This is a genomic window from Bradyrhizobium sp. NAS80.1 (assembly GCF_001908205.1).
Lineage (GTDB): Bacteria > Pseudomonadota > Alphaproteobacteria > Rhizobiales > Xanthobacteraceae > Bradyrhizobium.
The window spans coordinates 33312-55693 of sequence record NZ_LGHL01000052.1 but is presented as its reverse complement, the minus strand read 5'-3'; the positions used below and the strand labels follow the sequence as shown (position 1 = coordinate 55693).

The window sequence follows — 22382 nt, the reverse complement described above, 5'->3', positions numbered from 1 at the left end:
ATTCATCCAATCGTCTGCACCACCAATTCATTAGATTTCTCTACATGCACTCCTTGGTTGCAGATCCGAAGCGCGACCCGGCCCGCCCATTCATCTACGCGACGGCGCCCTCACCATTGACGGCGTTGCGATATCGGCACGCCGCAGCAACGTGCTGAGAATGCTGCGGTGGTCCCGAGCTCGTCCCAACTCGATGCGCGATGCCCAAGTGGCACCCATCGCACTCTTTTCGGGGGGCAGCGAGCCTTCTGAGTCCGCTCGCTAGCGCCGCTTTGATGTTGGCTTGAACAGCACTGCCGGTGTCGACGCCGAGCGCTGGGAGCCGAAATGTCAAAGAGAAAGCTCGCATCAGTAGCCAGTGACTAGGCTACCTTGGACGCCATCGCACTTACCACCCATCCACGAAGGGACGTTTCTTGCCGGTCCGCGGCGGAGGCGGCGGCACGGAATTGAGCCCTGCGATCACCCAGTTTCTCGTCTCGGCAGGATCAATCACGTTGTCGAGCTCAAACAGTGACGCGGTGTTGAGCGCCTTACCGCGCTCATACATCTGCGCAACGTAAGTCTCATACGTCCGGAGGCGCTCATCCGGATCCTCGATCGCGGCCAGCTCCTTGCGTCGACCCAACTTCACCTGCCCCTCGAGGCCCATGCCGCCGAACTCACCGGTCGGCCAGGAGATCGCGAAGACCGAGGCATGGAAGCTGCCGCCGGCCATGCCGAGCGCCCCAAGTCCGTAGGCCTTTCGGATCACCACGGTGAAGGTCGGCACCGAGACGTTGGCTCCGACAAGGTAGGATCGGCAGCAGTGGCGCACGAGCGCAGTCTTTTCATGCTCCGGGCCGACCATGTTGCCCGGCGTATCGCAAAGGAACAGCAACGGGATGTCGTGCGCGTCGCAGAGCTGCATGAAGCGCGCGCCCTTGTCGGCAGCCGAACTGTCGATGGCCCCGGCAAGATGTGCCGGATTGTTGGCGACAACGCCGATCGGTCGCCCCTCCACGCGAATGAGCGCGGTGATCATGCCGTGGCCAAAACCCTTGCGGAGCTCCAGGAACGAACCGTCGTCAGCAAGCGTCTCGATCAGGTTTCGCATGTCGTAGGCGCGCAGCCGGTTCGGCGGCACGACGTGGCGGAGCTTTCGCTGGTCGGCGCAGGTCCATTCCTTCAGAGGTCCCTGGAAGTAAGAAAGATATTTCTTTGCAACGTCGACCGCCTCGATTTCGTCCTCGACCGCAATATCGACGACGCCGTTCGGCACCTGCACGCTTATCGGACCGACTTCCTCGGGCCGGTAGACGCCGAGGCCGCCACCTTCGATCATCGCCGGTCCACCCATACCAATGGTCGAGTTCGCCGTGGCGATCACAACGTCGCAACAGCCGAGGAGGACGGCGTTGCCAGCGAAGCAACGGCCGGAAGCGATGCCGACCAACGGCACCAGGCCGCTGAGGCGGGCGAAACGATGAAAGGTGTCGAGCTGCAGGGCACCCACGCCGAACGCATCGGTATCGCTGCCGCGTCCCCCGCCGCCTTCGGCAAACATCACGGTCGGCATCCGCCACTGCTCGGCCAGCCTGAACATGCGGTCCTTCTTTTCGTGTCCCTTCTTGCCCTGGGTGCCGGCAAGGACCGTGTAGTCATAGGCGAGCACCGCGACGCGAGCCTTGTCGGGCGGAAAGAGCGTTCCGTTGACCTGCGCGGTCCCGGCAATCAGGCCGTCGGCCTGCGTGGTATGGATGAGTTCGTCCATATCGACGGTACGGCGACGAGCGGCAAGGACGAGCCCGCCGTACTCGGCGAACGTTCCGGGGTCCACGAGCTGGGCGATGTTCTCCCGCGTCGTTCGCTGGTTAGTCCGGCGCCTCCGCGCGACGGCATCGGGCCGATGCTCGTCGGTCAATACGGTCTGGCGCGCGAGCACTTCCGCGAGATCAGGCCTGATCTCGTCGAGGTCGGCCTCGCTCTCTGCAACGAGCAACCCTCCGGAATCCTCACCCGGCTCGATGAACAGCAGAGGATGACCTTCATAGACGGTATCGCCCGGCACGACGTTGATCATGCGGACAACGCCGCCTGTTGTCGCCTTTATGACGTGCTGCATCTTCATCGCTTCCATCACCAGCATCTGCTGGCCGAGGCTGACGACGTCACCTTCCTCGATGTCCAGTGACACGATCGTGCCGAGCATCGGTGCGGGCAGCGTGACGGTGCCTTCCGGTCCACTCCCCTCGAAAGCGGGTATCGGCGGAGGAGTGTCATTCGCTCGCTCGTTGGACGGCTCCGCCGCGGTTCGTCCGTGGTTCAGAACTGCGAGTGGATCGCGGCTGTCGACCTTCGCGCCGGCCAGCTTCGTCGAGGATGCTGCCGGTTGAGGCGCGAAGAAGCGGGCGGGATGTTTGGCCGATTGAACCAGTGCCTCGATCCGCTCCTCGACGAAAAGCGTATCGAACGCGCCGGACCGGAATTCGGCGTTCTGCAGGATCGCCTGCAGAAAGGACGTGTTGGTCGGCAGCCCGACGATGCGGAACTCGGACAGGGCGCGATAGGCACGGTTCGCGACGTCGCCAAGATCGCCCTGCACCGCGTGGACGACCACCTTGGCCAGCAACGAATCGAAGCGCGGATTGGTCTGGTAGCCGGAATAGCCGAAAGCGTCGACGCGGATGCCGGGCCCAATCGGCGGATCGAACGCCGTCAGCGTCCCGCCCGCGGGCCGCACGCTGCCATCCTCCTTCATCGTCTCCATGTTGATGCGGAGCTGCATGGCGATGCCGCGCGGCGGCGAGATCGCGCCTTGCTCCAGGCCGAAGTCGGCAAGCTTCTTGCCGCCGGCGATCGCGAGTTGCGCGGTTACGAGATCGATGCCGGTCACCTGCTCGGTGACGGTATGCTCGACCTGCAAGCGGGCGTTCGCCTCGATGAAGGCGAAACGCTTGCCGGCCGTTGCCTCCACCAAAAACTCGAACGTGCCGAGATTGCGGTAATTGGCCGCCTTCGCGAGCTTGAGCGACGCCTCGTACAGATCGCGCCTGGTCTGCCCGGACAGGACCGGCGCCGGGGCGATTTCGATGATCTTCTGGCGCTGCCGCTGAATGCTGCATTCACGTTCGTACAAATGGCTGACGTGCCCCTGACCATCGCCGACGATCTGCACCTCGATGTGGCGGGCGCGGGGAAACAGCTCCTCGACATAGAGGTCGCCATTGCCGAAGGCTTGCCTGGCCTCGGTCTGGCAGAGCTGAAAAGCGCGTTCGAGTTCCGCTTTGTCGCGGACTGGCCGCATGCCACGGCCCCCGCCCCCGGCGATCGCCTTGATCATGATGCCGTCGCGGGCTTCGTCGAAAAACGCAGTGGCCTCGTCGAGGCTGGTGCCTTTCGACGTGCCCCGCAGGATGGGCACCCCGCATTTTTGCGCCAGGGCACGGGCGCTGGCCTTGTTGCCGAACAGGTCGAGGGTTTCGGGGGTGGGTCCGACGAAGGTCAGTCCGGCGCTTTCGCACGCCCGTGCAAATTCTGCGTTCTCACTTAGGAAACCGTAGCCAGGGTGAACCGCGTCGCATTCGCTCTCCTTCGCTACAGCAACGATCTGCGTGATGTCCAGATAGGCAGCGGGGCCAATGCCCTTTAACGATCTGGCCTCGTCACTGCGGCGTGTGTGCAGCGAGGCCGCGTCGTCTTCGGAGAAGATGCCCACGGTGGCGATGCCCAGATCTGCCGCGGCATTGGCGATCCTGATTGCGATTTCGCCACGATTTGCGATCAACAGTCGTTTCATCAAAAAAAGCCCCAGTTTCTTGTTATTCGACGGTCTTAGGATTCGACAGATTTGGCGACCGCGCGCGTGCCGATCACGCCTGACGCCTCAAGTTGCGCGATGTCGGCCTGCGAGAGGCCGAGATCGTCGTGCAAAACCACCGCGTTGTGCTCCCCAAGCGTGGGCGCAGCGCTGCGCAACGGCGGCCGTTGGCCGTCGAGCGTATAAGGCGCATGCGGCGCCACGTGAGAGCCAATGAAGCGGCGGTCCGTGCGCCGCCAGAATCCGGATCGCGTGAGCTGGGGATCACTAAGAAGGTCGAGTGCGGTGTAGACCGGGCCCGCGCTCACGCCGGCACGCTGCAGCAGCGATGTCGCCTCCGCCGCGGTGCGCTGTCGGCCCCACGCCTGAACAGCCTCCTCCATGGCGCGCTCCTTCGACTTGAGCGAGGTGAGGTCCATCGTCTCGACCATGAGTTCCGGTCGCCCGATCGTGCTCGCCAGCGCGTTCCACTGCGAAGGTGTCTCGGCCGTCACAGCAAACCAGTGCTCGTCAGCATTGCTGGCTGCCACCATCCGAACGGCGGCGAGCGGATGCCTGTTACCGTCCCGCTGCAGCGGATCGCGCTGTTGGGACTGCGCGATGACCGCATCGGCACCGAGTTGAAAGAGGCACTCAACCTGTCCGAGATCGATGACCGCACCGGCTCCGGTCCTATTGCGATTGTACAGCGCGATGAGCGCCGCGGCCGCACCGTAGATGCCGGCGACCGGATCGCCATAAGCAACGTGCTGCATGGTTGGCGGATCGTTGGCCTCCCCGTTCGCAAAAGGGAGACCTGAAGCTTGCTCGACCGTCGAGCCATATGCGCGAAAACCGCGCCACGGGCCTTTCGCCCCGAACGCGCCCATTCCGACGTAGATCAAATCTTGCTTGGAGGCGACAAGCTCGCTGCTGCCAATACCGAGCTTGTCGAGCACCCCGGGGGCAAAGTTCTCGATGAGAACGTCCGATTTTGCTGCGAGTTTTCGGACCAAATCCTTCCCAACCTCGCTCTTGAGATCGAGGGTGATCCCGCGCTTGTTGCGATTGACCATAAGAAACGTCGGCCGTGTCTCATAGGGTGGCGGATCGCCATCGAGCGGGCCGTCGAACGCGCGCCACCAGTCGAAGTGAGCGCAGGATTCAACCTTGACCACTTCAGCGCCGAGATCAGCGAAGTGGCGCGCAGCGAGCGGCCCGGCCCACCCCATCGACAGATCGAGGAGGCGGATACCCGCCAAAGGCAGACCCGCCGCAGCGTTCTTATACTTCTCGGGGGCGTCTCGCTGCGGCAGCTGCTGGATGTGGAAAGGCATGGTGGGACCGACGGCACCTGTCGTCTCCGGAATGGGCGCAAAACTGCTGCGCTGCTGCCAGTGCGGCGTCTCCACCAGCTCGGTCAGGCTCGGGACTGGCGCGAGCGGAATTCGGCGCTTCTGTCCCTCTTCCAGCCATTCACGCGCGCTCCGCGTCTTGAAGGCCGGCTCCAGCACGCGGTCCAGCTCGTCCGCGCGCTCCATGCGCTGGAGCGTCACCCACAGGTCCTTGTCCGTCCCAAGATCCGGCCGGCCGATCAGTTCGCACAGCGCGAGCCATTGCGGGACCGTGAGCGCGGTGACGCCAATCCAGCCGTCGGCGGCCGGGTAGATTCCGCCCGGGAACGTCGAGAAGCGATTGATGCCACGGCGGACGCTCCGATCTCCCGTGAGCGCAACAGCCGCCGCACCGCTTTCGGTGAAGCAGAGGTTGGCATCAAAAATATTAAGATCGATGCGCCGTCCCCGCCAGCCGACGCTGCGGCCGATCACTCCAGCAAGCCCCGCGACGAATGCGGTGGCGCCCGCAACTATCTGAGGCGCATGACCGCGCGGAAGCATGGGCGCGCGGTCCTTGGCACCTGTCGCATAGGCAACCGCGCTCATGGCCTGGATGACTGCATCACTCCCGACCCAATCGGCATACGGTCCGTCAGTCGCGAACCAGGTCAAGCCGACGCGGACAGCCGCTTCGCCCGGGCTCTGCCGGATCGCTGCGTCGGCCGCCTCGATCGCCGATCGGTCTTGTCCTGCAATGATCAGATCGACCTTGTCGCTACAATGGCGGAACGCAGCTGACCCGCTGTCGACCGTCATCTTGCCGTGATCGAGCCAACGGGCGTAGGCGTCGCTAGCGGCTCCCCCGTATCCTGTTCCGGTTAGGTCAGGCGTGCCGGCCTGTACGACCGTTGCACCGTGCGCGGCGAATAGCCGGCCGCAATAGCGCGTCGCCACTCCTCCTGAAAATTCTATCACTTTCAGACCCTCGAGCGGTGATGTCATTCTTGTTCTCTCTGTTCTTGTTACGACGCGCCGTTTGCGAGGCCCTTCGTCAGCAAGTGGCAGGCAGCGCGGCGTCCATCAGGGAGATCGGTCGGTGCGGGATCGACGTTCCTGCAGATCGGCATCACGTAGGGACAGCGCGGGTGAAATTTGCAGCCACTCGGCGGCTCAAGTGCGCTGCCGGCATCCTCGGCGGCCTCGGCGGCGGTCGGAACGAAATCCGGGTCGGGACGCGGTACGGCGTTGAGCAAGGTCCGGGTATAAGGATGCATCGGCGAGCCGAAGACTTCCGCGCTGGGGCCGCTCTCGACGATACTGCCGAGATAGATCACCGCGACATTGGTCGAGACGTGCTCGACGAGCGCTAGGTCATGCGCAATCAGCAGGTAAGTCAGGCCGAACTGCTTCTGGATATCCATCAGCAGGTTGAGGATTTGCGCCCTGATCGACACATCGAGCGCGGAAATTGGCTCGTCAAGGACGATGATCTTGGGGCGCAACGCGATCGCACGCGCAATCGCAATGCGCTGGCGTTGACCGCCCGAAAATTCGTGCGGATAGAGGTCCGCCGCGATCGCTGCCAGGCCGACAATGTCGAGGACTTCCAGGATCCGCTTCCGCAGCGAAGCGCGATCGGAGCGCTCATGCGCCAGGATCGGCTCGCTGATGATGCTGCGGACGCGCAAGCGCGGATTGAGCGACGCATAAGGATCCTGAAAGACCGCCTGTACACTGCGCCGATAGCGCTTGATCTCGCGCCTGTTCATGCAGGACAGGCTCTTGCCCTCGAACAGGACTGCGCCGCTCGACGGCTGCTCGAGCATCAAAGCGAGCTTTGCAATCGTCGTCTTGCCGCAGCCGGATTCGCCGACAAGGGCCACGGTCTGCCCTTCGGGAACGACCAGATTGACGTCGTTGACGGCACGCACGATTCCGCGCCCGCGGCCCGTGCGCACGTCGAAATGCTTGGTGAGTCCGCGAAGCTCAAGAGCGGTCATCGCTGGTCCGCTTTCAGCCAGCAATGCACGACGTGACCGTCGCCGACCTCGAAGCCCGGCGGATAGTCGTCGCAGACGCTCATGCGCTTCGGGCAGCGGGCCGCGAAGCGACAACCCTTGGGTGGATCGAGCAGGCTGGGCGGCTGCCCGGGAATTGCCGTGAGCTGCTCGCGCTTCTCGCCGAGATGCGGGATTGCCTCGAGCAGCGCTTGCGTATAGGGATGGCCAGGAGTCCGATAAATGTCACGAACCTTGCCGGTCTCGATGATCCGCCCGGCATACATGACGGCGACGCGGTGACATAGACCAGCTACGATCGACAGATCGTGGGTGATCAGGATGATGCCGACGCCGGTGTCGCGCTGGATGTTCTTGAGCAGCGACATGATCTGGACCTGGACGGTGACATCGAGCGCGGTCGTCGGTTCGTCGGCAATCAGCAGACGCGGTGAGCAGGCGAGCGCCATCGCAGTCGCCACACGCTGCCGCATTCCGCCGGAAAACTGGTGCGGGTAATTCGTCAGCCGCTGTTCTGGTGAGTGGATGCGCACGTTGCGAAGACCGTCCGCCGCCCGCTTCCAGGCCTCGCGTACCGAGCGAACCAGCTTGTGATAGAGGAACGGACCGGAGAGCTGGTCGCCGACTGAGAACACGGGATTGAGCGACGTCATCGGATCCTGCGAGATCATCGCGACCTTCTGGCCGCGGACATTCCGCGCCATCTCGTTTTCGCTCATACTCAGTAGTTCGGTGCCATCGAGCTTGATGCTGCCGTCGAGTTTGCCGCCGCCGTGCCGCGGCAACAGCTGCAGGATCGAGAGGCAGGTCATCGTCTTCCCGGAGCCAGATTCGCCGACGAGACCCAGCGTTTCCCCCTCGTGCACCTCAAAGCTGACGCCGTCGACCGCACGGACGACACCGCGTCGCAAATGAAGGTGCGTCGTGAGATTTTTTACGCTGAGAAGCGGGGCCTGTTCTGTCACAGCTGCCTCCGCTGAGGATCGAGCAGATCGCGCAGCCAATCGCCGACCAGATTTGCCGAGAGGCAGGTGAGCAGAATCGCGATTCCAGGCATGGTGATGCCCCACCATGCGTAGGTGATGTACTGCCGGGCGTCAGCCAACATCAGGCCCCAGGAGACGTCGGGTGACTGGATTCCCAGGCCCAGAAACGAAAGCGAAGCCTCGAAGATGATGACCTGGCCGATCTGCAATGTCGCGAGCACCAGAAGTGTGTTGAAGATGTTGGGGAGCAGGTGTCGCACGAAGATCGTCGGAGCGCTGCAGCCCGCCACCTTGGCGAATGCAACGTAGTCGCGTTCTTTCAACGACAGGATTTCGCTACGGATGATGCGCGCGTACCAGGTCCAATAGGTGAAGACGATAACGATGACGACTGTCGTGAGGCCGGGATCGAGGCTCACCGACAGGATCAAGGCCAGAGCCAGCGACGGAATTGACATCTTGATCTCGGCAATCCGCACGATTGTTGCGTCGACCCAACCGCCAAAATAGCCGGCAACGATTCCGAGCAGCGTGCCCAACGTGCCGGACAGGATGATGGCATAGAAGGACACGATCACCGAGACGCGGGCGCCGGCGATGATCCTGCTGAAGACGTCGCGACCAAGGTTGTCGGTGCCAAGCAGATGCTCAGTGCTGCCGCCGGCTCGCCAGAATGGTGGATGAAACGCGGCTCCAAGATCCAATCCGCTCGGGTCCCGCGGGGACAGCGAGTCGCCGCCGATTGCGGCGACGAGCACCAGGGCCAGGACCGTGAGCGGAATCCAGGGCGCGCCTAAAAGCAGCCGGCGCGGGCCGCTTGGTCGCGCGTCGGCCGAATTCGATTGCGCCGTTACGGTTGGCACGACGCTCATAGCCTGATCCTCGGATCGATCAGACTATAGGACAGGTCGACAAGCAGGTTCGACAAGATGAACACGATCGACGTGACGAGGACGCCCGCCTGCACGACCGGATAGTCCCGCGCGAACACCGCCTCCACCACGGTGCGGCCGAGACCTGGCCAGGCAAACACAGTCTCGACGACGAATGCTCCGCTGAGCATACCGGCAAAGTAGACACCCATGATGGTGACCAGTGGCAACAGCGCGTTACGGAAGGCATATTTCCAGATCAGCAGCCGCTCCGGCGTGCCCACCGCGCGCCCCATACGGATGTAGTCGCTATCGAGAACCTCCAGCATTCCAGATCGGATGATGCGGGTCTGCGCAGCGACCGGATACCAGCCAAGCGAGATCGCCGGGAGAATGACATGCACGGGCGTTTCGGCGCCGAACGCTGGAAGCCAGTTGAGGTTGACGGCGAAGATCAAGATCAACACGAGCCCGACCCAGAACGACGGCATGGCCTGTCCTGTCATGGCAACGACGCGCCCGATTTGGTCGATCCATGAACCGCGATAGACGGCCGACATCACGCCGAGCGGGACCGACAACAGGACGCTGAAGGCAAAGGCCGCGATCGCAAGCCCGATCGTCGCAGGCAGCCGCTCGAGCACCAGCTGGAGAGCCGGCATCTGCCAACGATAGGAGTTGCCGAAGTCGCCCTGCACGGCGTGGGACAGGAACAGGACATATTGCCGCCAGATCGGAAGATCCAATCCCAGATTCCGGCGCAATTCGTCGATCGCCGACTTCGGCGCGTCGATCGGCAGCATCAGCGAGACCGGATCGCCTGACAGGCGTGAGATCACGAAGATGATAAGGCTCGCACCGAGAATGCTGATGATCGCATTCCCGAGCCCTTTGACGACAACCCGCTGCATCCCGAAGCGCCCCTATCGCTGAGAGACCATTACTTCGTCAGGCCAATTTGCTGGAAGTTGCGCCAATTGGCGGCGGGCCACGGCTTGAAATCGATCTTGTCCCGCCAGGCGATGGTAATGACCGGGCGATAGGTCGTGACACCGCCGAGCACGTGATCATGCGCGTACTGGGCTGCCTCCTTGATGAGACCGACGCGCTGCTCGGGATCCATGGTCGCCTTGAGCTTCTCGACGAGCTCATCGGCCTTGGGATCGTCCGTGTAGGAATAGCTGCCCCACCCCTTTGCGGCCACGAAGCTGTGAAGATGTCCGGCCCACGGCGTCGCCGGATCGCCAGGCAGACCCTGGCTCCACATCCACATCAGGATGCCATCCATGTCCGGCGGCCCGTTGCGACCGCGCCGCCCGAGATTGATCCACGCGGCGTATTCGAGGCCCTGAACCTTGCAGCGGATTCCGATCGCGCTGAGATAGGCGAATACGGCTTCGCCGTACTCCTTGATGTTTGGCTCGCGCGGCGTCGTCAGATTGTAGCAGGGCGTGTCGAAGCCCCGCGGATAGCCGGCCTCGGCGAGCAGCTTCTTCGCGGTCTTGGGGTCATACGGGTAGGGCTTGAGCGCGGCGACGTATCCGGTCGATCCGTTGCCAACCTTCTCGTAACGTTCGCCCTGGCCGAACAGCACGGTCTTGATGATCGCATCGACGTCGATCCCTTGCGCGACGGCCCTGCGGACCCTCTCGTCGTGGAATGGCGAGTTCGGCTGATAGCTGGGAAAATCGATGTACAGGTTGTTGCCCGATACGGCCGTGAAGGTTTTCACGCCCGACATTTTCTTGATCTCGTCGACCGCCGAGAGCGGCACGGCGTCGATCCAGTCGACATTGCCGGCCTTGAAGGCAGCGATGCGCGTCAGATCCTCCGGAATGATCTTGATGACGAGGTTCTTGGCCGTGGGACGCGCGTCCTTGTTCCAGTAGCCGTCGAAGGCCTCGAGCTTGAGGTCCTCCTTGATCGAACGCGAGACGAACTTCCAGGGTCCGGTCCCGACCGGCGCCTTGGCGAATCCTTCCTCACCGACCTGCTCGAAATACTTCTTCGGGATGGCCCAGAGCTGAAGGTTGCCGACGACATACTCGCCGTCGGGCGCGCTGAAGTGCAGCCGGAAGTGCAGATCGTCGACGATCTCAAAGCGCTCCACATTGGCCTGCAGATGCGTCCACCGCGAGACCTTCGGATCCTTCAACCGGTTGAAGGAGAATTCGAAGTCGGCCGACGTCATCGGGTCGCCATTGTGGAACTTGACGCCGGGCCGCAGGTGGACGTCGATGATCGGCTTCTCGGGCGTTCCTTGAATCGACCAAGACTCGGCGAGCCAGTTGACCGGCTTGAGGTCGGGCCCGAAGCGCACCAACTGCTCGAACATCTGGCTGATGAAATACTGGTCGACCCCGGCTGAATACCGCGCCGGATCCATCGTGGTGCTTTCGGCGGCAAAGGCGACGGTGACCGTGTCTCCGCCCGACGACTGTGCGCGGGCATTTGCGCCGTACACAAGCAGCACCAGCGCTGCGAACATGACCGCAGATTTGCGCATCAAGTTTTCTCCCTCCCGTTTTTCGTTGTTGGGGCGATTTGCGCAGGGTCTCCCCTCTTTGTCAATTGTCGATTATTAATAATTTGCAAAAGGGCATTGCAGTGAGATAAGCAGTTCCGTAGGAAGGAAAGAATGAAGCAGGCTCAGCAGCGCAAGGTTGCGGACTTGATCGACGAGCCCGGCGCGCGGCGTGTCGCCGAGCGGCCGCTCACCATCGTCGAGCAGATCGTCGACCGTGTCGGCATCGCCATCGTGAAGGGCGAATATTCGGGCGGCCAGCACATTCCGGAGCAGGAGATCGCCGCACAGTTTGGCGTCAGCCACGGGCCCGTACGCGAGGCGCTGCGTGCGCTGGAGGGACGAGGGCTTGTCGAGGTGCTGCCCCGGCGCGGCGCATTTGCTGTCGAGATCTCGCTGGACACGATCGCGGACATCTTCAACATTCGGGCCGCGCTACTGGGACTCGCAGGTCATCATCTCGCGCTTCGCAAGGACGTTGCGATCGCAAGCGCTGATTTGATGGTACGTGTCGGCGAACTCCGCGACCTGGCAGCCAGCCGCAGCGTTGACCCGTTGGCCTTTGCCCACGCGACGGGTCGCGCAGGCGCGGCGGTGTATCGCAACTGCGGGAACGCTCTGTTGATCAAGACGCTTCGCGACCAAAATCGCGGCTCCTTATGGGGATTGATCTGGCGTGAGCATACGCTCGACTTCCTGACCTCTGAACGACGTCGTGTCGCAGCCGCCGACTGGACCGCCGCCGCCAAAGCGATCGCCGCAGGGAACGGAGCGAAAGCCGAAACAATCGTGCGCAAGGCGCTGTTCGACTCGCGGGATAGCGCAATGGCGACGCTGCGGCGGTCGCGAGGCGGCGACGTCAACGCCGCGAAGTTCGTCCGGGATTGAAGCGCCAGCAGTCTATGGCGGAATCAACATGGCCAGACTGCGCGCGTCATTGAGAAGCCGCGTCCGCGTGGAATAACATTCAAGCGAGCTATCCTTCAACCAGAGCCGACGCGCTGTCCGCATGGATCGGCCGCTTCCCCCACGGGAATAGTCAGGCGCTCGGCAGACAATGCCTTAGACAATCAGGCAATTGCGCTCTGCCGCGCGATTGGAGAACGTCCGCTCGCGATCCATCTACCAAAGCAGCCTCAACGGTCGGCGCATTTACTGTAGCATCGAATCGGCTCCCTTCTCGCCGATCCTGATCGCAGCAGCGTTGGTATTGCCGGAGATGAGCGTTGGCACGATCGAGCGGTCGACAACCCTCAATCCGCCATTCCCATGCACTCGTAGCTCGTCATCCTCGACTGCGTCCGGCCCCGTGCCCATCTTACATGTGCCCACAGGATGGAAGATCGAAGATGCGCTCTCGCGCACGTAGCGGAGGATACCGTCGACCGAGGTCAACGAAGGTCCCGGCCGCCATTCCGCCTCGACCTCCGCCACTAGAGCCGGCGCCCAGCGATCCGACGAACCACGTACCATCGCCGCCCGGTCTTCCGGCGCGCTCAGATAGTTGGCCTTGATACTCGGTCACCTCGGCTCCAAGCGCGCGCTCGTTCAAGGCAGATTCTATTCGGAACCGATTATCAGCCTTTTGATCCGGCAAATTGAAGATAACTTTCAACTCAAGCTGTTCGACCGGACGACGCGCATTCTTATCTAACAGCGGGATGACGAAGAGGAGCAGCAGCACCACGAGGGAGGTGCCGGAGCCCAGTGTCATGGCCCGCCTTGGAACGGCCTCGACCGCCTAATCTTCCTGGGCAAATTGTTAAATAGTGCTCATGATCAAACTCGCGTCACGACACTGACGCCGTCAGTGTCGGCTCTTTGCATCTGGATACACCTAGCACTACTTTTGCAAGTCTGTTCGCCGCCTTGCATCTCGCCGATTTGTTAAACGTCTTCAAATACCGAAAAGCCTCCGGCGGGCACACCGGAGGCTTTGGGAGGTATTAATGAAGTTGTAGTGAAGATGTAGACTCGTTCTCCTTCGGTTGTGGTCGATTAGAATTCTCGCTGAGCCCAACGTTCAGGCTGACAACGTCCTGTTCCTTGAACTCGTAGCGAGTGCCTTGAGCCAAACCAAGCTTCGGAGCTGCGGGAGTAAAACTCTCTGCGGTTCCCCGCCGGGGGCTCTGTTGGAATCAAATGATCTCGACTTAGAAGTTCCGCTGAGCGCGAGCGAGAAACGTCCAGGTGCTCTGATCCTTGAGCTCGTACACCGCCGCCGGCTTCGCGAGGCCCCCGATCGCCGGAAGCGTAACTGCGCCCGTGTACTTCTGGTCGAGCATGCTGTAGACGACTTCGCCCGAGAACGTGAGATTCTTGACCGGGGTCCAGCGTGTCGTCGTACCAATCTGCGCCACGCTGAAGTCGGGGTTGCAGGTAAACCCTGTACCGGCGACCGCCACCGCTGCAACGTTCGCGCACATCAAAGCCTTAGCCGTGTCATTATGGTGGACGGTAGCCCACGCACCGAAGATCGTGCTGTTCCAGTACGGGTCCCAGTTGTGGGTGTAACCCCCGCGGAAGCCCCAGGTCTGCGTCAACTGAAGGCCCGTGCCAGTCGCCGACGAAGTTCCGCTGAACACACCGTCAGACACGGAAGCAAAGCCGAGGCTCTGGTACGCGCCCTCCAAGCCGGTGCCGCCAAACATTGCCAGGGTGACCGGCGCCAAGCTCTGGAAATTGTACCGGCTGGCACCGTCAGTATAGACAGCCTGCAAGTTGATCGTGTCGCCGGGACCTGTCGGGATGTTCTTGAGCGATAAGGCGCCCTGGATAGCCCAGCCCCACTTGTCGCTGGGATGACCCGAGGATTCGTTCGCCGCGGTATAGTAGTTGGTGTGATTGTCGTGCGCTGCGAGCGACAACTTCGCGAAACCCCAAGCCTGGTCAACTGAGATCGTAGCGATGAGGTCAGGAGCTGCGGCGCCGCCAAGGCTCTGCACGCCGTAAGGGGTGGCGGCTGCCAACGCACTACCAACCACGGCGGCCACGTTAGCAGCAGTCACACCCGGGAACGACGTGTTGAAGAGGATGGTCGTGGAGTAAGCGACCTGATCCTGCGCCGAGATTGCGGCCGTAACACCATTACCGAACTGGCCGGTGTAGGTGAACTGGTTCACACCAGTGACCGTGCCACTGCCGCCGACGAGGCCGTCGAACGAATTAGCCGGATAGTTGGTCCAAGGCGCATCGAACTGGGAGTACGTCTTACCCATAGTAAATCCAGCAAATTGGATGAACGCGTGATACAAGCCAACCGTATCGCCGCCCGCGATGCCGGCGTTGCCGAAGGTGCCCGCGAGGGTAGGATTTGGAGTCGTCCAGACGAACCCTCCTTCCCAGAAGGTGCGGACTACGCCGTACTCGGTCGCAGTACGCGTATCGATGCTGAGGTTCTCGCGGGAACGAGCGGTGTAGTAGTTCCGCAAGCGGTTTTGCGCACCTGCGACGCCGCTATAAGCGCCATTGAAGACGCTGTTGCTGTTAAGCGCGGTTTCAACTCGCAGATAGCCACCCAGCTTGATGCAGGTATCGGTGCCCGGGATATAGTAGAAACCGGCGCCATACAGGGAGCAGATCTTCACGTACTCGACCGCCTTGGCCTTGACGGGAAGATCAGCTGCCTGCGCTCCACTCATGGCGACAAGTCCCGCCGCTGAGCCGAGGATAAGGCTCTTAATCGACATCATGTAAACCTCCAAGTTTGTTCTGGGCGAAAGATCCGGGATCCGTCTCTGAGTGCACAGCATCAGAGGGTCCCCTCTTGAGCCCCTCCCAAAGAAAGTGTTCAGCCGGAGCTTCCGTGAACTGAACTAGAATTAAATTATCGAATCTTCTTCGATATGTAAATTCTCGAATTTACTTCAATGTTCGGTTGCTGGGCGTCAGTTGCTTTCGAGCAACACTGCCAATCAGAAGAAAATCTGCCTGGGACTATTGGGGTAAGCTGGGCCGCTGGTGAACCAACCGGAAACTGAGCCCTTCCCGGCGTTACGGCGGTATTCTCCGCTCAGGAGGCCATCGAGAGGTGCATATAAGCCTCCCATAGATGTTATTTGTCACCTCGACCCGAATAAGGTTACATAATCAAGTTACACTTTAGGAGTCGCCGAATGACCGCTGGTAGGAAAGTAGCGGGAGCGCGCCCGGTCGGCCGAACGCCTACGCGTCCAGTTAGAGATCGGGCCGACAAGGATATTCACGATTTTACGTGGGACATGGTCGCTATTAACAATAGCCTTGAGGATATCCGTAGGGCTTGGGCGGAGGCCCTAGGCGTGAGCGGACCGCAATGGCTCATCCTAATGGCAATAAGCGAATCAGATGATGATCAAGGGATTTCGGTTGGAGAAGTGTCCGAAAAACTTCAGGTCAATCCCACGTTTGTAACTGCTCAATCAAAGAGTTTGGAGAGTGCCGGCTTGTTGAATCGGTCTCCATCTCCGACTGACGCTAGAATCGTATTAATGTCGCTCACCGACAGAGCTCGCAAAGAGATTGAAAAGCTCTCCGTTCGGCGCAAAATACTGAATGATTCCGTCTTCGCGGATATGAGCGAGCGAACTCTGAAAGAGACCAAAGAGGCAATCGCAAGTGTTAGGCGCCGCGTAGAAGAGGCTGCGCTTCAGCTGCGCCTGGTTCGCAGATAGCTTCCTTCAGCGAGCCTTGTGCAGTTCTTCTCCGGCGCGGCAGCGGATTGCTCCGCGCCCATCATCGAACAGCGTATGGACGTTGACAAACTACGCTGACAGACCTCGGTTCGTTCTGATCGAGCGGCGCGGTGTGCAACTCAACAAGGCATAGGCTGCCAAACGGATTCCATATCGTATCTTGTTACCGATATCTGTTCGAGCGAGCCTTCCGGAAATCGATTTCGATCGTTTATCGAGCTTGGCGGGATAGCGCAAATTCCGGGCGCGCGGAATGGCATGGCCGCGCTAATTTAGTCTAGAGGCACGCGCCGCCGATTCGTGGCTCTCTATCTTTCGGGAGCGGCGATGACCGCATCGATGCACGGATCTGGGATTATTACGGTTGACGAAGTATCCCTCTTCGTTCGCCAGGTAGCGAAGGCCTTCCGCGGCAAGCGGCGAGCCGATCGTGATGCTGGCTTCGTGTTATGCCCTTACCGCGGCATTGGCCGATCGTTATTGCGACGTGAGCCGCGCTTTTATCCAATCGAATATGAACTCCTTGCCGAGCGTCGGATTGTCCATCTGACAAAAGGACGCTCCCGTTTCGTCAGCCGAGAAAATCTTCAGGTCAATTTTAGCACCTGCCTCTCGGTGGTACTCATACAGTTCAATCGCATTGCTGACGTCGACAAAGTCGTGCTCTCCCACCGTGACAAGGTAGGGGCATTTGATCTTGCCGGCCATCCAATGCGGTGGTGATTTCATGTTATGGCCAAACTCGGCATCGCCGCCGACGGAAAGCCATTTCGTCAAAAACGACCGTTCGTTCTGGTCCCAAAGGCCACCATCACACACCACTGCCGCAAAGCGACCGTCTGCGCCAGCCGCGCGCGATGCATACGATCCACCAAAATTGTCGCCAAACAAGGCAATCCGCTTCACGTCGACATCTCCACGACCTAATAGATAATCCAGGCAGTAACTTAGAGGCACCTCTTGATCATGGCGTCCGCGAATCTTGTTTCGGAACGCCGACGCTCCTTGTCCGGGAAGATCGACAAGGAGCAGAGACAAGCCCCTGCTAAGCGCATGACGCGGCATCTTGTATAGAAGCTCTTCTTTCGGTTCGGATAACCCGCCGACGCATATGACTACCGGCGTGTTTTCCGCGGCGCTTACTGCGCGCAGAAAGTAGCCGCATAGGGAGTTGTTGTCTTCGTACGGAATTTTGACTATCTCGCCTGCGGGCGACATGCATTTCAGGTATGAGTGAGAGCAGCGTTCCATCTTTTCGAAGACGGACACTCGTCTACTGTCTTCAGGTTTTAGAAAGCACTCTGCCGTCCGATAATAGTTTGAGGCGCGGAGCCAGTTGCTCATCGCAGACTGAAAGTGGCCCGCCTCCCAGGCCAAGTCAGCACGTCCCCTGCTGGCATCGGCAATCTTACTCCATTCTCTGTACCAACTCTCGTCGTCTCCGGCGGTGATGCGACTAGCCGTCAAAAAGCATTCCGAGATTGTGCTTGCGCCTTCTTGCGCTACACCAAGGGTTCGCAGGAATTGAAAGCAGTAATCTTGGTAGTCCGGCCAATGCATCCACCCCAGCGGTTCATAACTTGGTCGCGCTGTCTCGCGCAAATCGTTGAGCATGTCGCGGTTTCCTCCAGACGACAAACACTAGACACGAAGTTTGCATCACTCGTCGATAATCGCGACCGCGCGAGTCCAGCCCGCGGATGCCCGTTCGATCTTGACCGGGAAGCACGACACCGAAAAGCCGGTCGAGGGCAACAGCTCGAGATTGTGCAGCTTTTCGATGTGACAGTAGCCGATGTGGCGTCCGGCCTTGTGGCCCTCCCAGATCAGGCTGGCGTCCCTGGTCTCGGCATATTTCTTCGCGGTGTAGACGAAGGGCGCGTCCCAGCTCCAGCCATCGATGCCGGTTAGCCGGACGCCGCGCTCGAGCAGATACATCGTCGCCTCATAGCCCATGCCGCAGCCCGAGCTGACATAATCGGGTCTGCCGTATTTGGCGCCGGCGCTGGTGTTCACCACGACGATCTCCAGCGGCGACAGCGTGTGGCCGATGCGCTTCAGTTCGTTCGCCACGTCCCTGGCGGTCGCGACATAGCCGTCCGGAAAGTGCCGGAAGTCGAGCTTCACGCCCGGCTGCAGGCACCATTCCAGCGGCACCTCGTCGATGGTCCATGACCGTTCGCCGCGGTTCATGGTGGGATGAAAATGCCAGGGCGCATCCAGATGGGTGCCGTTATGGGTTGAGAGCTGCACCTGTTCGACTGCCCAGCCCTGCCCATCCGGCAAGTCTTGCGCGTTCAGCCCCTCGAAGAACTGCAGCATGCGCGGCAGGCCCTGCTGGTGATCGATGTACTGGATGGCGGGATGGCTGCCCGGCGGATCGGCAGGCACATCGTTTTGCAGCGGCACAGAAATATCGATCAGCTTGCGCGCCATGGCGCTTCCTCCGTTTGTTTTTTCTCTTGGTTTTCGTTTCGGCGCTACGCCGCAAAAATCGAACAGTTTTGCCGCGGTACGGCCGAAGATGTCGAGTGCGGCAGGCATCACTGGAGAATAGCGCAAGACCTGCCGCGGGACGTCAGGAGTCTTGCCGCTCGACCCTGTTTTTCAAGACGCCGATTTTCTCGACATCGAGCTCGATGGTGTCGCCATGCTCGAGATACCAGCCAAGTTCCAGCCCGCAACCGTTGCCGACCGTGCCCGAGCCTATGAATTCGCCTGGCATCAGGGTTTCGTCCTTGGTGACGTAGGCGATGATCTCCTCGAACGAGAACAGCATGCCGGAGGTCTCGCCCTGCGAACGCATCTTGCCGTTGACGCGCGCCTCCATCTTCAGCCGGTAGGGATCGCCGATCTCGTCTGCTGTCACGATCCACGGCCCCATCACATTGCCGCCATCAAAACTCTTGCCTTTAGTCGGGCCGAGCCGACCTTCCATCTCGAACCGCTGGGCATCGCGCGCGGAAAAATCATTGAAGATGGTGTAGCCGAAAATGTGGTCCTTGGCCTTCGCCGCCGGGATATTGGCGCCTTTGTTTTTGGTGATGATGCCGAACTCAAGTTCGTAGTCCATCACTTCGCTGTAGCGCGGCCATTTCACGATGGTGTTGGTGCCGCGCACGCTGAATCGGTTGGTGATGTAGTAAATCGGCCGCTTGCGATAAATCTCCGGCAATTCGCCGAGCGGCTCGGCATCGATGCGCGCTAGTTCGGCCATGTCATTCTTTGCGCGCGCCGCGAGTTTGAGTTGGCCGCGCGGCGCTTGCAGGATGTGCAGCGGAAAGGACATGCCGTCCCGCATCTGCCGCGGCTCTGGAACAGGTGCGAGAATTTCGACGGTGGCAACGGACACCGAAAGTGAGGGATCGGTGCCGTACCGGTCGAATGTCGCGCGGGCCGCCTCCAGCGCTGCTTCGCCGCCATCGATCAGGGCAAGCATCGAAGTGAAGTTTAGGTTTGGCTTTCCCGAACGCGCCGCCGCCGCCGCGAGATCGAAGATCTGGCCGTCATTCGCGTAGACAACGCCGACGCGCTCCGTGCCGTCGGCACGATATGTCGCAAGCTTCACTGTGTTCCCCCAGTCTTGTACTTTGCTAAAATATATGATTTAAGAAAATATCGATAAATCGAACACGTCAAGAAAAATCTTTCGGGAGAGCGCGCAATGAATCGGTGTCTTGCAGGTCTGGCAGCAATCGCCGTGGTTCTATTAAGTGGCGGGGCGCAAGCGCAGAAAATTCAGATCGGCTGCACCCCGACCAGCGATTGCGTCTCGGCGATGGCCGCGATCGATGAGGGCATCTTCAAAAAGCATGGCCTCGACGCGGAAATGGTCCTGATCGGCATCAACTCGAACATTCCTGCCGCCATCCTCTCGAACTCGATCCAAATCGGTGGACCGACATCGACGGTTTTTCTGCAGGCGGTGGACGGCGGCCTTGATCTGGTCGCCATCGCCGGCGCCTCGAAAATGAGTCCGACATCGAACGCCGCGATTTCGGCGTTCGTCCGCAAAGGCGTTACCATCAACGAGCCAAAGGATTTCGTCGGCAAGAAGGTTGGCGCCCCCGGCCTTGGGGCGTTTCTTCATGTGCTGTTCGTGAAATGGTTGGTTGAAAAAGGCGTCGATCCCAAAAGCGTCAATTTCGTCGAGGTGACGTTTCCAACCATGACCGACATCATCAAGTCGGGCGGAGTTGACGTCGTGCTCACCAGTGAGCCGACCGTTACCCGGATGCTCGATGCCGGATTGGGAACGGTCGCGACCCGCTATGCCGCGGATCTCGGGCGTACCGAACCGATCATCTTCTACGCGGCATCGCGTGACTGGGCCGAGAAGAATCCCGAAATCATCAAGAAGTTCCGCCTTGCGATCGCTGAAGGCGCCGCCGTGGTCAATGCCGACCGGGAAAAAGCATCGGTATCGATTTCGAAATTCGCCAAGCAGCCGATCGAACTTGTCCGGGCCACCACGCCAAACCAGTCCGATCCTGTGCTGAAATCGGAGCAACTCGCCTGGTGGATCGACATCATGTCCTCGCAGAAAATGCTGCAGAGCAAGCTCGATCTAGACAAGCTGATTCTGAAATGAGGGAGCTTCCATGGCAACATCGGCGCAAAGCGACGTAATTGAAGTGTCCGGTGCCGACACGCTCAGCGAGCGCGCGGCCATCCTGGTCGAGCAGGACATTATCGCGGGCAACCTTCCGCCCGGCGCGCGGCTGGGGATCGTCGATCTCGCCCGCCGCTATGGGATCGGCGCCACGCCGCTACGCGAGGGCCTGTCCCGTTTGGTTTCCCGCGGGCTGATCATCGGCATCGGCCAGCGCGGGTTTCGGGTGGCCGACGTCAGCCGCGAGGACTTGTCGGACATCACGCGGATGCGGACCGTAGTGGAGATGGAAGCGTTGCGGCTAGCGATCCGGCATGGCGACGATGCCTGGGAAGCCGGAATTCTGGGCGCGCTGCATCAGATGCGGCGCCATATCGAGCGGACCGGCAACGAATTCCGCGAAGGCGCGCCGGACTTCGACCGGTTGCACAAAGCCTTTCACACCGCACTGCTCGCCACATGTGGGTCTAAGCGGTTGCTGGCGGCGCATTCGGATCTCTACGATCAGGCTTATCGCTATCGCCGTGTCATGATGCGTGGCTTCGACAGCGGCAAGAAATTCGTCGCGGATCATCAGCTGCTCGCCGACAGGGTTCTCGCCCGCAATGTCGAGCCGGCCCGAGCCATGCTCAAGGCGCATTTGCGTTCGACGCTTTATCTTGTCTACCCCACAGGCAAAAGGAAATAACATTGGTTATGCCGTTGCGCGACCGGACGAATTGCCGATCTCCCGAGCCAGCTCAGATAGAGTTCTCACAAGTCACGCTCGAACTGGGCGGCAAGCGAATCATCGAAAGCCTCAACCTCGCGGTAAAGCCCGGAGAATTCCTCTGTATCATTGGGGCATCGGGCTGCGGCAAGACCACGGCGTTGCGCCTTGCCGCCGGATTGTACCGGCCGACCACAGGCGACGTGACCTTCGAAGGTCAGCCGATGCGAATGCCCCGGCGCGACATCGCCATCGTGTTCCAGGACTATGGCAAGGCGCTGCTGCCGTGGCGTACGGCCGCGGGCAATGTTTCGCTGGCACTGGAAGCGAATGGCGTCTCATCAGCGCAGCGTGGGGAGCAGATCGATGAATTGCTCAACAAGGTCGGACTGCCCGGTCACGCTGGGAAATATCCAGCCGAAATGTCCGGCGGGATGCAACAACGTCTGCAGATTGCACGCTGCCTCGCACAGAAACCCAAGGCGCTGCTGATGGACGAGCCTTTCGGCGCGCTTGATGCGATGACGCGGCAGGGACTGCAGGATGAAGTTCTCTCGCTGGCGCAGGCAAGCCATGCTACGGTGATATTCGTCACCCACGATCTGGAAGAAGCGATTTACCTCGGCGATCGCGTCATCGGCCTGTTGCCGCATCCAGGCAGAGTCGGCATCGAACTCATGATCGACCTGCCACGGCCGCGCGACCAGTTGACGACCCGCGAACATCCGGAATTCCTGCGGCTGCGGCGCGAGCTGTTCGATTTCATCAAGGCCTCCGAAGCATGATGCCGGAGCGTGCCAAGGCGTTGGCGCTGCCTATTGCGCTTCTTCTTGTGGCGGAAATCTGGACTCGCGCTTTGCATGTGCAAAGCGA

17 protein-coding genes are annotated in these 22382 nt (G+C 60.7%); 5 read left to right on the top strand and 12 right to left on the bottom strand.

The features are described 5' to 3' along the window. Window positions 1–388: 388 nt before the first annotated feature. The 7 genes from AC629_RS13595 to AC629_RS13565 are packed head-to-tail and all read right to left on the bottom strand — an operon-like array spanning window position 389 to window position 11497. On the bottom strand, window positions 389–3778 hold the full coding sequence (locus AC629_RS13595; RefSeq protein ID WP_084805252.1) for a carboxyl transferase domain-containing protein: 3390 nt from the start codon (window positions 3776–3778) through the stop codon (window positions 389–391). A gap of 35 nt (window positions 3779–3813) precedes the next feature. Next, entirely contained in the window at window positions 3814–6117 is a 2304-nt protein-coding gene (locus tag AC629_RS13590) for a CaiB/BaiF CoA-transferase family protein (RefSeq protein ID WP_084805251.1), read from the bottom strand. 20 nt (window positions 6118–6137) lie between these two features. Then, entirely contained in the window at window positions 6138–7115 is a 978-nt protein-coding gene (locus AC629_RS13585; RefSeq protein ID WP_084805250.1) for an ABC transporter ATP-binding protein, read from the bottom strand. Then, entirely contained in the window at window positions 7112–8098 is a 987-nt protein-coding gene (locus AC629_RS13580) for an ABC transporter ATP-binding protein (RefSeq protein ID WP_245331850.1), read from the bottom strand. The genes AC629_RS13585 and AC629_RS13580 overlap by 4 nt, the downstream gene beginning before the upstream one ends. Then, window positions 8095–8991: an ABC transporter permease gene (locus tag AC629_RS13575; protein WP_084805248.1), complete on the bottom strand. Its 897-nt coding sequence runs from the start codon at window positions 8989–8991 to the stop codon at window positions 8095–8097. Before AC629_RS13575 ends, AC629_RS13580 begins: the two co-directional genes overlap by 4 nt. After that, window positions 8988–9902, bottom strand: a complete 915-nt coding sequence (locus AC629_RS13570; RefSeq protein ID WP_084805247.1) for an ABC transporter permease — start codon at window positions 9900–9902, stop codon at window positions 8988–8990. Before AC629_RS13570 ends, AC629_RS13575 begins: the two co-directional genes overlap by 4 nt. 29 nt (window positions 9903–9931) lie before the next feature. Further along, window positions 9932–11497 (bottom strand): ABC transporter substrate-binding protein, encoded by a 1566-nt coding sequence (locus AC629_RS13565; protein ID WP_084805301.1) that lies wholly within the window; start codon window positions 11495–11497, stop codon window positions 9932–9934. A 132-nt stretch (window positions 11498–11629) separates the two neighbouring features. Between AC629_RS13565 and AC629_RS13560 the strand changes: the two genes are divergently transcribed. After that, window positions 11630–12403 carry a GntR family transcriptional regulator gene (locus AC629_RS13560; RefSeq protein WP_084805246.1) on the top strand — a complete coding sequence of 258 codons (774 nt, stop codon included), beginning with the start codon at window positions 11630–11632 and terminating at the stop codon, window positions 12401–12403. Between the two features lie 264 nt (window positions 12404–12667). On the opposite strand, the gene AC629_RS50555 is transcribed toward AC629_RS13560, so the two are convergent. Together AC629_RS50555 and AC629_RS13550 are read right to left on the bottom strand one after the other, a co-directional pair. Then, the gene (locus AC629_RS50555; protein WP_084805245.1) at window positions 12668–12988 is read right to left on the bottom strand and encodes a GMC oxidoreductase; all 321 of its coding nucleotides are present in this window, start codon (window positions 12986–12988) and stop codon (window positions 12668–12670) included. A gap of 680 nt (window positions 12989–13668) precedes the next feature. Next, window positions 13669–15207, bottom strand: a complete 1539-nt coding sequence (locus AC629_RS13550; RefSeq protein ID WP_084805300.1) for a porin — start codon at window positions 15205–15207, stop codon at window positions 13669–13671. Between the two features lie 588 nt (window positions 15208–15795). Between AC629_RS13550 and AC629_RS13545 the strand changes: the two genes are divergently transcribed. Further along, window positions 15796–16167: a MarR family transcriptional regulator gene (locus tag AC629_RS13545; RefSeq protein WP_168195472.1), complete on the top strand. Its 372-nt coding sequence runs from the start codon at window positions 15796–15798 to the stop codon at window positions 16165–16167. A gap of 498 nt (window positions 16168–16665) precedes the next feature. Here the strand turns inward: AC629_RS13545 and AC629_RS13540 are convergent, their stop codons facing one another. From AC629_RS13540 to AC629_RS13530, 3 genes are all read right to left on the bottom strand, one after another. Next, window positions 16666–17802: an alpha/beta hydrolase family protein gene (locus tag AC629_RS13540; protein WP_245331848.1), complete on the bottom strand. Its 1137-nt coding sequence runs from the start codon at window positions 17800–17802 to the stop codon at window positions 16666–16668. 45 nt (window positions 17803–17847) lie between these two features. Beyond that, complete coding sequence (locus tag AC629_RS13535) at window positions 17848–18624, bottom strand: cyclase family protein (protein WP_084805243.1); 777 nt, start codon at window positions 18622–18624, stop codon at window positions 17848–17850. Between the two features lie 142 nt (window positions 18625–18766). Continuing rightward, a complete protein-coding gene (locus tag AC629_RS13530) occupies window positions 18767–19756 on the bottom strand; it encodes a fumarylacetoacetate hydrolase family protein (RefSeq protein WP_084805242.1) in 990 nt (329 codons plus the stop codon). Window positions 19757–19852: 96 nt separating this feature from the next. Here AC629_RS13530 and AC629_RS13525 point away from each other — a divergent pair, with 96 nt between their 5' ends. The 3 genes from AC629_RS13525 to AC629_RS13515 are packed head-to-tail and all read left to right on the top strand — an operon-like array spanning window position 19853 to window position 22294. Beyond that, window positions 19853–20779, top strand: coding sequence for an ABC transporter substrate-binding protein (locus tag AC629_RS13525; RefSeq protein WP_084805241.1), 927 nt, complete (start codon window positions 19853–19855; stop codon window positions 20777–20779). A gap of 10 nt (window positions 20780–20789) precedes the next feature. Then, the gene (locus tag AC629_RS13520) at window positions 20790–21488 is read left to right on the top strand and encodes a GntR family transcriptional regulator (RefSeq protein ID WP_084805240.1); all 699 of its coding nucleotides are present in this window, start codon (window positions 20790–20792) and stop codon (window positions 21486–21488) included. A gap of 8 nt (window positions 21489–21496) precedes the next feature. Next, window positions 21497–22294: an ABC transporter ATP-binding protein gene (locus AC629_RS13515; protein ID WP_084805239.1), complete on the top strand. Its 798-nt coding sequence runs from the start codon at window positions 21497–21499 to the stop codon at window positions 22292–22294. Window positions 22295–22382: the final 88 nt, after the last annotated feature.

What these genes read in the sequence shown, in the direction of transcription:
- AC629_RS13595 (WP_084805252.1), bottom strand. Translation starts at nt 3,778, where the DNA reads ATGAAACGACTGTTGATCGCAAATCGTGGCGAAATCGCAATCAGGATC.
- AC629_RS13590 (WP_084805251.1), bottom strand. Translation starts at nt 6,117, where the DNA reads ATGACATCACCGCTCGAGGGTCTGAAAGTGATAGAATTTTCAGGAGGA.
- AC629_RS13585 (WP_084805250.1), bottom strand. Translation starts at nt 7,115, where the DNA reads ATGACCGCTCTTGAGCTTCGCGGACTCACCAAGCATTTCGACGTGCGC.
- AC629_RS13575 (WP_084805248.1), bottom strand. Translation starts at nt 8,991, where the DNA reads ATGAGCGTCGTGCCAACCGTAACGGCGCAATCGAATTCGGCCGACGCG.
- AC629_RS13570 (WP_084805247.1), bottom strand. Translation starts at nt 9,902, where the DNA reads ATGCAGCGGGTTGTCGTCAAAGGGCTCGGGAATGCGATCATCAGCATT.
- AC629_RS13565 (WP_084805301.1), bottom strand. Translation starts at nt 11,497, where the DNA reads ATGCGCAAATCTGCGGTCATGTTCGCAGCGCTGGTGCTGCTTGTGTAC.
- AC629_RS13560 (WP_084805246.1), top strand. Translation starts at nt 11,630, where the DNA reads ATGAAGCAGGCTCAGCAGCGCAAGGTTGCGGACTTGATCGACGAGCCC.
- AC629_RS50555 (WP_084805245.1), bottom strand. Translation starts at nt 12,988, where the DNA reads ATGGTACGTGGTTCGTCGGATCGCTGGGCGCCGGCTCTAGTGGCGGAG.
- AC629_RS13550 (WP_084805300.1), bottom strand. Translation starts at nt 15,207, where the DNA reads ATGATGTCGATTAAGAGCCTTATCCTCGGCTCAGCGGCGGGACTTGTC.
- AC629_RS13540 (WP_245331848.1), bottom strand. Translation starts at nt 17,802, where the DNA reads ATGCTCAACGATTTGCGCGAGACAGCGCGACCAAGTTATGAACCGCTG.
- AC629_RS13535 (WP_084805243.1), bottom strand. Translation starts at nt 18,624, where the DNA reads ATGGCGCGCAAGCTGATCGATATTTCTGTGCCGCTGCAAAACGATGTG.
- AC629_RS13525 (WP_084805241.1), top strand. Translation starts at nt 19,853, where the DNA reads ATGAATCGGTGTCTTGCAGGTCTGGCAGCAATCGCCGTGGTTCTATTA.
- AC629_RS13520 (WP_084805240.1), top strand. Translation starts at nt 20,790, where the DNA reads ATGGCAACATCGGCGCAAAGCGACGTAATTGAAGTGTCCGGTGCCGAC.
- AC629_RS13515 (WP_084805239.1), top strand. Translation starts at nt 21,497, where the DNA reads ATGCCGTTGCGCGACCGGACGAATTGCCGATCTCCCGAGCCAGCTCAG.